The organism is Paenibacillus sp. IITD108 (assembly GCF_036541265.1).
GTDB lineage: Bacteria > Bacillota > Bacilli > Paenibacillales > Paenibacillaceae > Pristimantibacillus.
Genome location: NZ_JAZHCT010000050.1, coordinates 1 through 13,894 on the forward strand (window position 1 = coordinate 1; position 13,894 = coordinate 13,894).

The 13,894-nt window shown below is 49.7% G+C and carries 11 protein-coding genes; 10 read left to right on the forward strand and 1 reads right to left on the reverse strand.

What is annotated here, in order from left to right:
• Window positions 1-46: 46 nt before the first annotated feature.
• Entirely contained in the window at window positions 47-1,792 is a 1,746-nt protein-coding gene (locus V1L65_RS26575) for an Rqc2 family fibronectin-binding protein (protein ID WP_331702362.1), read from the reverse strand.
• Between the two features lie 152 nt (window positions 1,793-1,944).
• Here V1L65_RS26575 and V1L65_RS26580 point away from each other — a divergent pair, with 152 nt between their 5' ends.
• The 10 genes from V1L65_RS26580 to rsmB all read left to right on the forward strand — a co-directional run bounded on the left by V1L65_RS26580 (window position 1,945) and on the right by rsmB (window position 13,761).
• Window positions 1,945-4,707 (forward strand): calcium-translocating P-type ATPase, SERCA-type, encoded by a 2,763-nt coding sequence (locus tag V1L65_RS26580; protein ID WP_331702332.1) that lies wholly within the window; start codon window positions 1,945-1,947, stop codon window positions 4,705-4,707.
• A gap of 452 nt (window positions 4,708-5,159) precedes the next feature.
• Complete coding sequence (remA, locus tag V1L65_RS26585; RefSeq protein WP_331702333.1) at window positions 5,160-5,420, forward strand: extracellular matrix/biofilm regulator RemA; 261 nt, start codon at window positions 5,160-5,162, stop codon at window positions 5,418-5,420.
• Between the two features lie 13 nt (window positions 5,421-5,433).
• The gene (gene gmk / locus V1L65_RS26590; RefSeq protein WP_331702363.1) at window positions 5,434-6,051 is read left to right on the forward strand and encodes a guanylate kinase; all 618 of its coding nucleotides are present in this window, start codon (window positions 5,434-5,436) and stop codon (window positions 6,049-6,051) included.
• Window positions 6,052-6,067: 16 nt separating this feature from the next.
• Window positions 6,068-6,274: a DNA-directed RNA polymerase subunit omega gene (gene rpoZ / locus V1L65_RS26595; RefSeq protein ID WP_331702334.1), complete on the forward strand. Its 207-nt coding sequence runs from the start codon at window positions 6,068-6,070 to the stop codon at window positions 6,272-6,274.
• 287 nt (window positions 6,275-6,561) lie between these two features.
• Window positions 6,562-7,086 carry a YfiT family bacillithiol transferase gene (locus V1L65_RS26600; RefSeq protein ID WP_331702335.1) on the forward strand — a complete coding sequence of 175 codons (525 nt, stop codon included), beginning with the start codon at window positions 6,562-6,564 and terminating at the stop codon, window positions 7,084-7,086.
• 41 nt (window positions 7,087-7,127) lie between these two features.
• Entirely contained in the window at window positions 7,128-8,360 is a 1,233-nt protein-coding gene (coaBC, locus tag V1L65_RS26605; RefSeq protein ID WP_331702336.1) for a bifunctional phosphopantothenoylcysteine decarboxylase/phosphopantothenate--cysteine ligase CoaBC, read from the forward strand.
• Entirely contained in the window at window positions 8,357-10,855 is a 2,499-nt protein-coding gene (gene priA, locus V1L65_RS26610) for a primosomal protein N' (protein ID WP_331702337.1), read from the forward strand. Before coaBC ends, priA begins: the two co-directional genes overlap by 4 nt.
• Window positions 10,856-10,922: 67 nt before the next feature.
• A complete protein-coding gene (def, locus tag V1L65_RS26615; protein ID WP_331702364.1) occupies window positions 10,923-11,411 on the forward strand; it encodes a peptide deformylase in 489 nt (162 codons plus the stop codon).
• On the forward strand, window positions 11,411-12,355 hold the full coding sequence (fmt, locus tag V1L65_RS26620; protein WP_331702338.1) for a methionyl-tRNA formyltransferase: 945 nt from the start codon (window positions 11,411-11,413) through the stop codon (window positions 12,353-12,355). The genes def and fmt overlap by 1 nt, the downstream gene beginning before the upstream one ends.
• Complete coding sequence (rsmB, locus tag V1L65_RS26625) at window positions 12,352-13,761, forward strand: 16S rRNA (cytosine(967)-C(5))-methyltransferase RsmB (protein ID WP_331702339.1); 1,410 nt, start codon at window positions 12,352-12,354, stop codon at window positions 13,759-13,761. The genes fmt and rsmB overlap by 4 nt, the downstream gene beginning before the upstream one ends.
• Window positions 13,762-13,894 lie beyond the last annotated feature (133 nt).

The following is a 13,894-nucleotide window of genomic DNA, read 5'->3' on the forward strand; positions in this document are numbered from 1 at the left end:
TGGGAACGATAGGTTCGGTTAAAACGTCGGAAATGAATTTCACAGTTTATTTCGTTTCTACCTTTAACGCTTTAATACGCTCTTCGTCGGGTGTAATAAAGATCGTTTTTTGGTTGTCATAAATGACGAAGCCCGGTTTTGCTCCATTAGGCTTGCGCACATGTCTAATCTTTGTGTAATCGACCGGAACTAGGCTGGAGCCTTTTGCCTGACTGAAATGGGCGGCAAGCATCGCTGCTTCTTCAAGCGTCGCATCGCCGTAATTTGTTTCGCGTATGACGACATGCGAGCCGGGAATATCTTTCGTATGCAGCCATGTATCATGAATTGCAGCAAGCCGGTTCGTCAAATATTCATTTTGCGTATTGTTTTTCCCCACATAAATGGATATACCCTCCGAGGAAGTATAACACTGCAGGGTCGGCTTAGCCGATTTTTTCTTTTTAGGCCCGCGTTTGGCGCGTTCTCTCATATAGCCTTCCGCAACAAGTTCCTCGCGAATTTCCTCAATATCAGCGATCGAGGCGCTGTCCAGCTGCTGCAGAAGCGCTTCGAAATAGGTAATTTCTGTGCTTGCTATGTTCATTTGCTCATGTACATAAGCGAGGCTGTTTTTAAATTTCGTATATTTGCGGAAATAGCGCTGGGCATTTTCAGATGGAGCCAGCCCCGGGTCAAGCGGTATCGTTATTTCCTCTTGGTTCTCATCATAAAAATTAAGCAGTGAAATTGATGTATCGCCGCGCTTGATTTCGTGCATATAGGCGGTTAGAAGCTCTCCTTGAATACGATATTTTTCGGCATCCTTTGCTTCTTCAAGCGATTCCTTAAATTTATTGATTTTAGTTTCGTTTTTGGCGCGTTCGTTCATTACAAAGCGGATCAGATCAGCAGCGCGCTGTTTGACTGTGTCACGCTCTGCCCTGTCGCCATAAAACTGCTCCAAACACTCGCTGATTGTTCCATAGGTCGTGCTGGCTCCTTGTACATGAGTAAGCGAAATAATAGAAAAATAAGATTTATCGGTTCCATCCTCAATAACGATAGTCGGCTCATAGCTGCCCGCCGCTGCTTGCTGCATGACGGAGTAGAAGCTGTCCCAAGGGGAAACTTGTCCGGCGCTGCGATATATAATTTCTTTTGCAAGAAGCGGGCTGATGCCGCTGTACAATTGAACAAGCTTTTTGTATGGCTCAGCTGCGGCAGGCGATTCTGCATTTTCTTCGCTCGCATCATTCCACAGCTGATCAAATTGCTCTTTGCTGGTGATGGAGAACGGATCAAGCTTGCCCTGCTCAGGAGGGGCTATGTAGCTGCTGCCAGGTAAAATAATACGATGGCTGCTTATAGCGGGAGTGACGTGATGAATGCCGTCATGAATAATGCCGGTCGCCGCGTCGGTCAATATAATATTGCTGTGTCTGCCCATTATTTCTACGATGAGACGTTTGGCTGACATATCCCCAAGCTCATCGCGGTGTTTAATATCGATGTGCAGCACGCGCTCGCGTCCTACCTGCGTCACCGCTTCGATGACTCCGCCTTCACAATGCTTTCTTAGCAGCATGCAAAACATCGGCGCTTCCAGCGGATTGACGTACGTTTTATTTGTAAAATGAATGCGCGGATAGGTTGGATTTGCTGAAAGCAGCAGCTTAACCTGCCCGCCTGCGCCTCTAATCGTAAATACAAGATCATGCGGGGAAGGCTGATAAATTTTATAAATTCGAGCGCCTGCATATTTTGCAAGCTCTTTCGCGATTGCGGATGTAACAATGCCGTCTAGTGCCATAGGTATTCCTCTTTTCTTCAAGCAGTCTTCCTCTATCATGCCATATTTAAAGCAAAAACTTAAGCGGCAATGTGATATTTTACAGTCTGTCCGAATATATTGCACTAGATGGCTGTCCACAGGATCGGCAAATTACGGGAGGGAGTCATACGATGGAACAAATGAAATGGCATCAGATGGGGATAGACAAGCTGACGAATACGCTGGAATGCTCTCCTGAGCAGGGGCTGCAGCCTGCTGATGCGGCAAAGAGATTGGAGCGAGATGGTCGTAATGAGCTTACAGAAGGGAAAAAGGCATCGCCAATCATTATCTTTTTAAGTCAGTTTAAAGATATTATGGTGCTTATTTTGCTTGGAGCAACGCTGATTGCCGCTTTTCTGGGCGAATATCTCGATGCGATTACGATTGTAGCGATTTTGGTTCTAAATGCAGTGTTAGGTTTTATCCAGGAGTTTCGTGCAGAGCGTTCCTTGCGGGCATTGAAAGAATTGTCTGCGCCTACGGCGCGCGTGCTGCGCGGAGGAGAAATAGTATCGATTCCGGCCAAGGAGCTGGTAGTTGGTGATGTCGTTTGCTTGGAAAGCGGAGACAGGGTGCCGGCTGATATTCGTTTTATTGAGACGAACAGCTGTTACATAGAGGAATCTGCACTCACGGGTGAATCCGTGCCTGTCGGCAAGCATCAGTCCGTTATACAAGAAGCAGAGCTGCCTCTGGGCGATCAAAAAAATATGGGCTTTATGAGCACGATGGTAACAAGAGGAACCGCAAAAGGAGTTGTTATCCGAACTGGCATGGCGACTGAAATGGGGAAAATAGCCGGAATGATCCAGCAAACGAAGGAAATGGACACCCCGCTGCAGCACCGGCTTGAGCAGCTTGGCAAGCTCTTGATTATCGTTGCAGTTGCTTTAACCATAATGGTTGTTGTTGCAGGAATTATGCACGGCCAGCCGGCTTATAATATGTTCCTTGCCGGGGTAAGCTTGGCGGTAGCAGCAATACCGGAGGGATTGCCTGCTATCGTTACGATCGCACTTGCATTGGGTGTGCAAAGAATGATCAAGCGAAGGGCGATCGTGCGCAAGCTTCCTTCTGTAGAAACGCTTGGCTGTGCTTCGGTTATATGCTCTGATAAAACCGGAACGCTTACTCAAAACAAAATGACGGTCACGCATATGTGGATCGGCGGCAGGCAATATGAAGTAAGCGGTGAAGGCTATGAGCCTGTTGGCGAGCTTTACGAAGGCGGCAAGCAGGTTGATTACCGTCATGATTCTTCCATTAAACGATTATTGCAAATCAGCGCTCTTTGCAACAATGCGCAGCTTGTAAAAAATAATGATAAACGCAATAAAAATGCGGAGCAGGAGGATTGGATCCTTAAAGGCGATCCTACGGAAGGCGCGTTGGCCGTACTAAGCGCGAAGCTTGGCTCCTCCGGAAAAACGCTTGAGAAGCTGTACAAGCGCGAGCAAGAGTTTCCATTTGATTCTGAGCGAAAGCGCATGTCGGTCGTCATTTCTCATCAGGGCGGCAAGCTTGTATGCTCCAAGGGCGCTCCTGACATTTTGCTCGAGTATTGCAGCTATGTGCTGTGGGAAGGCAAGGTCGTTCCGCTTACAGGTACACTGAAGCGCAAATGCATAGAAGCCGGCGAGCAAATGGCGCATTCCGCCCTGCGCGTGCTGGGCATGGCCTATCGCGAGCTGCGCAAGGATGAGAATTGCGATTCGGAGCAGTCCGCGGAAAAAGGACTTGTGTTTGTAGGGCTTACCGGCATGATTGATCCTCCTCGCCGCGAGGTAAAGGATGCGATTGCAACCTGCAGCAGAGCTGGAATCAAGACGGTAATGATTACAGGAGATCATCAGCTTACAGCTGAAGCGATTGCTGGTCAGCTTGGCATTATGAAGCGCGGCGGCTCGGCGATGAGCGGCAAGCAGCTAGAGGCAATTTCAGATGAGGAGCTGGATCGGATCGTCAATGATGTGTATGTATATGCGCGAGTTTCACCTGAGCATAAGCTTAGAATCGTCAAATCCTTGCAGCGTAAAGGCCATGTAGTGGCGATGACCGGGGATGGCGTCAATGACGCGCCGGCAATTAAAGCTTCCGATATCGGCATAGCGATGGGCATTACCGGTACGGATGTCACCAAGGAAGCAGCTTCTTTGGTGCTGAGCGATGATAATTTTGCGACGATTGTTTCGGCGATTGAAGAGGGCAGAGGGATCTATGAAAATATTCGCAAATTTATTCGATATTTGCTTGCCTCCAACGTCGGAGAAATTTTAGTTATGTTTTTTGCTATGATGGCAGGCTTGCCGCTGCCGCTTGTACCTATTCAGATTTTATGGGTCAATCTTGTAACGGACGGCTTGCCTGCCATGGCGCTGGGTGTAGATCAGGCGGAGAAGGATTTAATGCAGCAGAAGCCGCGCGGCGCCAAGGAAAATATTTTTGCAAGGCGCTTGGGATGGAAAATTATTAGCCGCGGCGTGCTGATCGGTCTATGTACGCTAGGCGCCTTCTGGCTGACGCTCATTCAAGGCGCCGGCGATGCTGATTCGCTAAAGGAAGCGCAGACGGTCGCTTTTGCGACATTGGTTATGGCGCAGCTCATTCATGTATTTGATTGCCGCAGCTCGCGCTCCATCTTCCACCGCAACCCTTTCCAAAATAAGTACCTCGTGCTTGCAGTTCTGTCTTCTATCCTGCTGTTAGTAGGTGTAGTGTACATTGAAGCGCTGCAGCCGATATTCAAAACAGTGCCGCTCGGCTTCAGAGAATGGTGTCTGGTCATAGTAGCGGCTGGAATCCCGACCTTCTTTATGGGCATTGGCAGCGTACTGGGCAAATCGAAGCCGAAGCATAAAAAGCAATGGCCGGCAGCAACTAGAACGGCTTAAATATCTGGCCTCACCTAATTTAACTAAAACAGCACTGATTCCGTAAGGAGTCGGTGCTGTTTTAGTTAAAATATAGTTTATAAGCTTAAGCACCCTATCTTTGTTTATAGATTGTTGTTTTTGTTTGTACTTTTAATAAGGCACGTAAACTATAATGGAATAAACGATTTATGCGGCGATTGTTTTTGTGTGATGAAATGTTTTCATAATATGGCTTGTTCATATTAGAAAAATCAATTAAAATAAGGCATAAGTTCATGAAGGGCATAAAACGTATGCCTCTACTAATTTTCGTCAACAATAGTGCAATAGCAATTACGCAAATGTTGCAATGAGATGAGTATGGGATTTCATGCATAGCAAATGCATCAGTCATACTGTTATTTTTAACTCATAAGTTACGAAAATAGGTTAAGCGCGTTGAGGGACCGTAAGCGGAGGGAGGATCTGGCTTGGCTATTAAACTTATTAATATCGGATTCGGCAATATCGTATCAGCGAATCGAATTATTTCTATTGTTAGTCCAGAATCGGCTCCGATAAAACGGATTATTCAAGAAGCTCGAGATCGGCAGATGCTGATAGATGCTACCTATGGGCGACGAACAAGAGCTGTTATTATTACAGACAGCGACCATGTCATTTTATCAGCAGTTCAGCCTGAAACAGTGGCACATCGTCTTTCCACCAAGGATGACGATAACGACGAATAGTACAGGGAGTATTGTGCAGATGGGATTGTTAATTGTTTTGTCCGGACCGGCTGGCGTAGGCAAAGGAACAGTTTGCGCTGCATTGCGCAAGCGTATGCCGGAAATCGTCTACTCGGTATCGGCAACGACAAGGGCACCAAGACAAGGTGAGGTAGACGGAGTCAACTATTTTTTTAAAACAAGAGAGCAGTTTGAGCAAATGATCAAGCAGGAGGCCTTGCTTGAGTACGCTGAGTATGTGGGCAACTACTACGGTACTCCGCGTGATTTTGTAGAGCAAACGCTCGCCAGCGGTAAAGATGTTATATTGGAAATTGAGGTTCAAGGCGCACTGAAGGTAAAAGAGAAGTTTCCGAGTGCCGTCTTTGTTTTCCTGCTGCCGCCTTCGATGGAAGAGCTTAAGCAAAGAATTACTGGACGTGGAACGGAATCTCAAGATACAATTAATACGCGCATGAACGTAGCGACTCAAGAGATGGAATTGCTCAGTCATTACGACTATGCTGTGGTGAATGATGAAATCGACGCAGCCTGCGATCGCATTCGCAGCATTATTATTGCCGAGCATTGCCGCACGGCCAAACAGCTGGGCACAAGAGCTGAGATGCAGGCCGTAACTCAGAAAGACTAAGTGAGGGGGATATTTCATGCTTTATCCGTCAATAGATGAAATGGTTAAAAAAGTAGATAGCAAGTATACGCTTGTCGTAGCCGCGTCAAGACGCGCCAGAATGCTGCGCAATGGCGAGAAGTCGGATCTAGGGGATCCGCGCTCGCATAAATTTGTAGGCGTAGCCTTGGAAGAAATTTATGGCGATTATATACAAGTAGAAACGCTTGCCTCCAAGGATTAGTAAGGCAGCATGGAACAGGATGTGGAGTGCAACTGGCGACAGTGAGCGCTCCTTTTTAAATTTTAAGGGCTATTTAGCAGGCTTGGCCATTATTCTTGTTAAAGAGAAGGCATAGAGGACAGCCGGAGCAGCGGTTTAATTTGGTTTTCGAAGAATAATGAAACGGGAGCTGCTTGAATAGCATAATTATAGGCATCTGATGCACACTCTTGTTTTTGTTATTCCTCTTTGAATATAAGCAGTGCCAAAACAAACGCATTCAACTTAAATATGAGGAGGAGATAATAATGGAAGATTTACGCTATCCGATTGGAAAGTTCGCTTTTGAAGGGATGTCGTCGCAGCAGCGCGAGCAGTGGATTAATGATCTGGAGCAGTTTCCAAAGCTTTTGAAGGATGCTGTAGCCGGCCTTAACGATAAACAGCTGGATACCCCTTATCGAACAGGCGGCTGGACAATCAGGCAGCTTGTACATCATCTGGCTGATGCTTCAATGAATGGCTTTACTAGATTCAAGCTGGCTCTGACAGAAAACAACCCTACGATCAAGCCGTTCAACCCCGACTCCTGGGCTAACTTGATTGATGGTGCCAATGCTTCTATATCTCCAAGTCTTCTTATGGTTGAAGGTATATATGTGCGCTGGGTGCAGCTGCTGCGCTCCATGCAAACTACTGATTTTGCAAAGCAATTTTATCACCCGGAGCGGGGCAGCCAAATTCGCCTTTCTTATTTTTTAGGCTTTTCGGCATGGCATGTTATGCATCATTTGACGCAAATAACAAACGCAAAGCTTCGCAAGGATTGGTAATAGAACGTACGAAGTAGCATGAACAGACAGGAGACTCAGAAATGAATTTACCAGGCAGCACGATTCAAGGGAAGACGATTTTATTGGGCATTACAGGCGGTATTGCCGCATATAAAGGCGCCGTGCTTTGCAGCAAGCTCGTTCAAGCCGGCGCCAATGTTCATGTCATAATGACGGAGTCCGCCGCTAAATTTATTACGCCGCTCACACTGCAAACATTGTCGCGCAACGCTGTTCATATAGACACCTTTGATGAACGCAATCCCGAGGTTGTTACACATATTCACTTGGCAGACCAGGCTGATCTCATTATTGTTGCGCCTGCTACCGCAAATATTATTGCCAAGATGGCCGGAGGCTTCGGGGATGATATGCTTAGTACGACGCTGCTGGCTGCATCCTGTCCGATTGTTATTGCGCCGGCAATGAATGTTCATATGTATGAAAATCCGGCTGTCATAAGCAATATGGAGAAGCTGGCTGCGAGAGGGGCTATGTTTATTGAGCCCGGCACAGGGCAGCTGGCTTGCGGCTATGTAGCCAAGGGACGGCTGGCTGAGCCTGAACAGATTGTTGAGTCTGTCATACAGTGGTTTGAACGCAGCAATAAGCTTGCTGGCAAGAAGCTGCTTATTACAGCAGGCGGCACAATGGAGCGTCTTGATCCCGTGCGTTATTTGACGAATGATTCTTCCGGCAAGATGGGGTTTGCCATTGCGGAGGCTGCTCAAAAAATGGGAGCTGACGTGACGGTTGTGGCTGGACGCGTAACGGCGAAAATGCCGGAAGGGATAACGCTTGTGTCTATCGAATCCGCGCAGCAAATGCAGGATGAGGTGCTGGCAAGGTTTGAGACGGCTGATATCGTTATAAAGGCAGCAGCAGTTGCCGATTATAGACCGGTTGTTAAAAGCGAGCAAAAAATTAAAAAGAGCAGCGACCGGCTCGTGCTTGAGCTTGAACGAACGACGGATATATTGAAGCTGCTTGGCGAAAAGAAAAAACAGCAGTTCCTTGTAGGCTTCGCTGCCGAAACGGAGCAGCTGGAGCAATATGCGATGGATAAGTTAAGGCGCAAAGGCTGCGATCTTATTGTGGCGAATGATGTGAGCGCTGCAGGAGCCGGCTTTAACGGCGACACAAATATTGTGCAAGTATTTGCAGAAGAAGGACTGGTTCAATATTTGCCGTTAATGTCAAAGCGCGAAGTCGCGGGCAGGCTAATGGATATCATATACGACCGTTACACCGCAAAGCGGGGGACGATCGAATGATTGCAAAAGTAATTGTAGATGTGCCGAGCCGCCAGACGGATCGGCCTTTTGATTATTTAGTGCCCTCTGAGATGGAGCAATGGATCGAGGTTGGCAGTCGGGTAGGGGTCCCCTTTGGGGGCAGAGTTTTGCAGGGCTTCGTCATTGGCCTGGCCGGCGATACGTCTATTGAGCAGTCCAGGCTGAAGCCTGTGTCCGAACTGCTTGATCCTGTACCGCCCTTGCTGCCGGATTTAATTGAGCTTTCCAAATGGCTCAGCGACAAGTATTGCTGCTCTTGGACGCAAGCGCTGCAAGCGATGATTCCCGTCGCGCTAAAGGGAAAAGAGGAGCGCTATGTTGCAATTGGACAGCTGGAGGAAGTGCAGCAGACACTGTTCGGGGAAGCGGCGGCATGGATCGAGAAGCATGGACCTTATGTGCTGCTCGATCAGCTGACAGCGCGATTTCCGGAAGATAGCAAGCGGATTAAGGAATTGCTCAAAACGGGTGCGCTTTCGCTGCATCCGACGATAAAAGATAAGCTTTCAATTAAAACGATATTGACGGCCTGCTTGTCCGAAGCTGCCAGAGCTGTTGGACTTGAAGAAAGCTTGCTTAAGCTTCCGAAAAATGCAGGCAAGCAGGCTGCAGCTCTGACTTACATATATGAAGCGGAGGAGCCTGTTTCACTTGCTTATCTGGCCAAGGAGCAAGGGATATCGGCCTCGGCGGTTCGCGCGCTGGCGGATAAAGGGCTGATCGTTATAGAAGAGACCGAGCAGCAGCGGGATCCCTATGCCAAGCGTCATTTTGAAGCGACGGAGCCAAAGCCGCTTACTGACGAGCAGCAAAAGGTGTATAGCGAGATTGCAGCTGCTATCGGGGACAAGGAGCCGCAAACCTTCCTGCTGCACGGCATTACAGGAAGCGGCAAAACGGAGGTGTATTTGCAGGCGATTCAGTATTGCCTGGAGCGGCATCAGCAAGCGATCGTTCTCGTGCCCGAAATATCTCTTACGCCACAAATGGTGGAAAGATTTAAAGGCAGATTCGGGGATGAGGTCGCGGTGCTGCACAGCCGGCTGTCAAGCGGTGAGCGCTATGATGAGTGGCGCAAAATTAGAAGCAGGCAGGTTCGGGTAGCGATCGGCGCACGCTCTGCCATATTTGCTCCATTCGAGCAGCTTGGTTTAATTATTATCGACGAGGAGCATGAATCTTCCTACAAGCAGGAGGAAAGTCCTAAATATCACGCCAGAGATGTTGCGGTATATCGCGCCAAGCAGCATGGCGCTACCGTAGTGCTGGGATCGGCTACACCTGCGATGGAAACCTATGCGGCTGCCGCCAGAAGGACTAGCTCAGAGACAGGCCCGCGCCGGTCGTCTTTGCTGGAGATGCCTAATCGTGTCGGCCATCGGCCGATGCCGCAGGTTAATGTAGTCGATATGCGGGAGGAGCTGCTGGCTGGCAATCGCTCCATGTTCAGCCGCAAGCTGCATGAAGGGCTGCTGCAAAGGCTTGAAAGAAAGGAACAGACCGTGCTGCTGCTTAACCGGCGCGGTTACTCCACCTTTGTCATGTGCCGTTCCTGCGGCTATACTGCGGGATGTCCGCACTGCGACATCGCGCTCACTTATCATCAAAAATCACAGGTTATGAGATGCCATTATTGCGGTTATGCTGAACATACGCCTAAAGTGTGCCCCTCCTGCCAAAGCGAGCATATCCGCTTTTTTGGCACAGGCACGCAGAAGGTGGAAGAAGAGCTGGCCCGGCTTTATCCCGGTATTAGAGTGATACGTATGGACGTGGATACAACGACCGAAAAAAATGCACATGAACGGCTGTTGAAAAGGTTTGAAAATCGCGAGGCAGATGTTTTGCTAGGCACGCAGATGGTTGCCAAGGGGCTCGATTTTCCTTATGTGACGCTTGTCGGCGTTATAGCCGCCGACACTTCCTTGCATTTGCCCGATTTTCGCGCCGCAGAGCGGACGTTTCAATTGTTAACCCAGGTTGCCGGACGGGCAGGCCGCCATCATTTGCCGGGAGAGGTCGTCGTGCAGACCTACACACCTGAGCACTACGCGATTACTTGCGCATCACAGCATGACTTTAATTCGTTTGTACAGCGCGAGCTGCAGCATCGCAGCATGCTGGGGTATCCCCCTTACTGCAGACTGATCGTCGTGACGATGTCGCATGATCAGCTGCCGCTGCTGTCAGCTGCCAGCGCACAGTTTGTCGACGATCTGCGCGGTCTGGCTGCGCATCTTGGCGTGCTCGTGCCGCTGGACAGCGGATTGCCAAGAGCGCTGGAAATATTAGGGCCGGTCGCATCGCCCATTGCCAAAATGAAAGATCGCTACCGCTTCCAATGTGTGCTAAAATATCGAGGGAGCGTTAATGCCGCCTCGATTATTGAGCAGACGCTCGCGCAATATGCGGAGCGCTCTGCGCAGAAGCAAATTCATTATAGTATTGATGTAGATCCGCAAGTTATACTGTAGTCACGAATGAATGCTTTTGAATAAATATAATATAGATAGCCTATGTCTACGAAAAGGATGAAGAATGATGAGTATACGATTAATAGTGAAGGAACCAGATCCTGTCCTGCGCGAGGTTGCGAAGGAAGTTACGAAATTTAATCCGAATTTGAAAAAGCTACTGAAGGATATGGCGGAAACGATGTATGACGCTGAGGGCGTTGGCCTTGCCGCGCCGCAGGTCGGCATTTCCAAGCGGGTCATCGTAGTAGATGTGCGAGACGAGAATGGCCTTGTTGAGATGGTTAATCCTGTTATTGTCGAGCAGTCTGGCGAGCAGGTTGGGCCGGAAGGCTGCTTGAGCATACCGAATTTGAATGGCGAAGTAAAAAGAGCTGACCGTATTGTCGTAGCGGGACAAAATAGTGATGGCGAGCCGATCACGATTGAGGCTTCCGGTTTTTTTGCACGCGCGTTTCAACACGAAATCGACCATTTGAACGGGATCCTGTTTACTGATATTGCGCTTAATGTATATGACATATCCGAATTAGCTAGAAAAGGCGGCGAGTCTTAATGCGTATTGTTTTTATGGGTACGCCGGAATTTGCTGTTCCTTCTTTAAAGCTGCTTGTTGAGCAATCGTATGAAGTCGTTGCGGTTGTATCACAGCCGGATCGTCCAAAAGGCAGAAAAAAGACGTTGACGCCGCCCCCTGTAAAGGAAGCGGCGTTGTCGCTGGGCCTTCCGGTGCTGCAGCCTGAACGCATGCGCAGCCGCGAGGCTGTCGAGCAGCTGGCGCAGTATAAGCCTGATTTAATTGTAACGGCGGCTTACGGGCAAATTTTGCCTAAGGCTGTATTGGACATGCCGCAGTACGGCTGCATTAATGTGCACGGCTCCCTGCTGCCCAAATATCGCGGCGGCGCGCCTATTCAGCGCTCCATTATTAATGGCGAGTCGGAAACAGGCGTTACCATTATGTATATGGCCGAAGGCTTGGATACCGGTGACATGATTAGCAAAGTATCCGTACCGATTACGGATGGGGATACGTCAGGTACTATTTTTGACAAGCTGAGCAAAGCTGGTGCGCAGCTTCTTGGCGAAACGTTGCCAAGCATTGCAGACGGCTCGGTGCAGGCTGTCCCGCAAAATGATGAGGAAGCGACATATGCTCCGAATTTAACGCGCGAGGACGAGAGAATTGATTGGAATAATCCGGCCAGGGCTATATTTAACCAAGTACGCGGCTTGTCGCCTATGGCAGGAGCGTTTACTTATTTGAACGGTGAAGTATTTAAAATATGGACATGCAGCGCCAGAGACGGCCAAACAGGTAATGCTGCCGGAACGATCATTGCGATTGACGGCGCGGGGCTGCATGTGCAGACGGGTGCGGGAGTGCTTGTTGTTAATGAAGTTCAGCCGGCAGGGAAAAAAGTAATGAGCGCTGCGCAGTGGCTGCAGGGCGCAAGAATTGAGACTGGAGCAGCGTTCCAGCAGGGAGCCGAGCAATGACGGGGCGCCGCGCCGGTGGCCGCGCTCCGTCCCGCAAATCTGCGACCTCGCGCGATGTTGCCCTTGATACGCTGGTTAAAGTCGCGGAGGGCGGCGCATACAGCAATCTTCAGCTCAACCGCGCTCTGCAGGAATCAAGCCTGTCCCGTGCCGATGCTGCGCTCGCGACAGAGCTAGTATATGGTACTTTGCAGCGGCAGCTGACTTTGGATTACTGGCTGGCGCAGTTTGTTGCCAAGGGGCTTAGGAAGCTCGAGCCTTGGGTGCACCAGCTGCTGCGCTTAAGCTTGTATCAGCTGCTGTTTCTCGACCGTATTCCTGCTCATGCAGCGGTTAATGAAGCTGTTTCGATCGCACGGCGCCGCGGACATGCAGGCATTGCCAGCATGGTGAATGGCGTGCTGCGCAATGCCGATCGCAATCGAGACCGTTTGCGCATTGAGCATATAAAGGCTGATACCGCTGTTGAACGGATAGCACTCCAATATTCTTACCCGCAGTGGCTGGTTCAGCGCTGGCTGGCAAGTTATGGCGAAGATGCCGCAACTGCAATATGCAGGTCAGGCAATGAGCAGCCGCATGCCAGCATTCGCGTTAATCCGCTTGCGGCAACGCGCGAGCAGGTGCTTTTGCAGCTTCAGAAAGATGACCTTGAAGCTATTCCGTCGCCGGCAGCCCGCATGGGCATTGTCGTAAAGGGCGGGGGCCATTTGGCCGAGCGCCAAGATTTTGTTGAAGGCAAATGGTCGCTTCAGGATGAGAGCTCTATGCTCGTCGCGGAAGCCGCTTCGCCGCAGGCAGGCATGAAGGTGCTGGATTGCTGCGCGGCGCCAGGAGGAAAAAGCACTCATCTGGCTGAGCTGATGGAAGGCAAAGGCAAGGTGTGGGCCAATGATTTGCATGCCCATAAGCGCGCTTTGATTACAGCCCAAAGCGAACGGCTTAAGCTGCGCAATGTAGAGGCGATCACCTCTGACGCGCTGCTGCTTGGCGAGCGCTTCGAAGAGAAGTCAATGGACGTCGTGCTGCTGGATGCGCCATGCTCAGGTTTTGGCGTTATTCGCAGGAAGCCTGAGATCAAATGGACTAAAACGGAGGGGGATATTGCAGAGATTGCCGCCCTTCAGAAGAAGCTATTGCCGGTCGCAGCGCAACTTGTTCGGAGCGGAGGCGTACTTGTTTATAGCACCTGCACGATCGAGGCTGCAGAGAATGAGCAGCAGGTTCAGCATTTCCTGGCAGAGCATCCTCACTTCAAGCTGGATGCAGCCTGGCCGGAGGATACGCTGAGCCGCTTGCGCGAGGCAGGCATTATTGACAGCACATTCAATGGTATGCTGCAGCTGCTGCCGCAGCATTTTGGCAGCGACGGCTTCTTTATAGCGCGTATGGTCAGATGCGATTAAGTGGACTGGATAAGTGGCGGCAAAGGACAAATGTAGCTGAACAATGCCGCTTATGTTAAAATAAAACGATGGCAAGTCAGAATAGGCGTTAAAAACGTATAGCTGCTTGCCGTGAGAAACATATATTGGTGTA

Bases quoted from the DNA above. Each gene is read 5' to 3' on its own strand.
- def (WP_331702364.1), top strand. From the start codon at position 10,923: ATGAGTATACGATTAATAGTGAAGGAACCAGATCCTGTCCTGCGCGAG.
- coaBC (WP_331702336.1), top strand. From the start codon at position 7,128: ATGAATTTACCAGGCAGCACGATTCAAGGGAAGACGATTTTATTGGGC.
- V1L65_RS26575 (WP_331702362.1), bottom strand. From the start codon at position 1,792: ATGGCACTAGACGGCATTGTTACATCCGCAATCGCGAAAGAGCTTGCA.
- V1L65_RS26600 (WP_331702335.1), top strand. From the start codon at position 6,562: ATGGAAGATTTACGCTATCCGATTGGAAAGTTCGCTTTTGAAGGGATG.
- rsmB (WP_331702339.1), top strand. From the start codon at position 12,352: ATGACGGGGCGCCGCGCCGGTGGCCGCGCTCCGTCCCGCAAATCTGCG.
- priA (WP_331702337.1), top strand. From the start codon at position 8,357: ATGATTGCAAAAGTAATTGTAGATGTGCCGAGCCGCCAGACGGATCGG.
- V1L65_RS26580 (WP_331702332.1), top strand. From the start codon at position 1,945: ATGGAACAAATGAAATGGCATCAGATGGGGATAGACAAGCTGACGAAT.
- rpoZ (WP_331702334.1), top strand. From the start codon at position 6,068: ATGCTTTATCCGTCAATAGATGAAATGGTTAAAAAAGTAGATAGCAAG.
- fmt (WP_331702338.1), top strand. From the start codon at position 11,411: ATGCGTATTGTTTTTATGGGTACGCCGGAATTTGCTGTTCCTTCTTTA.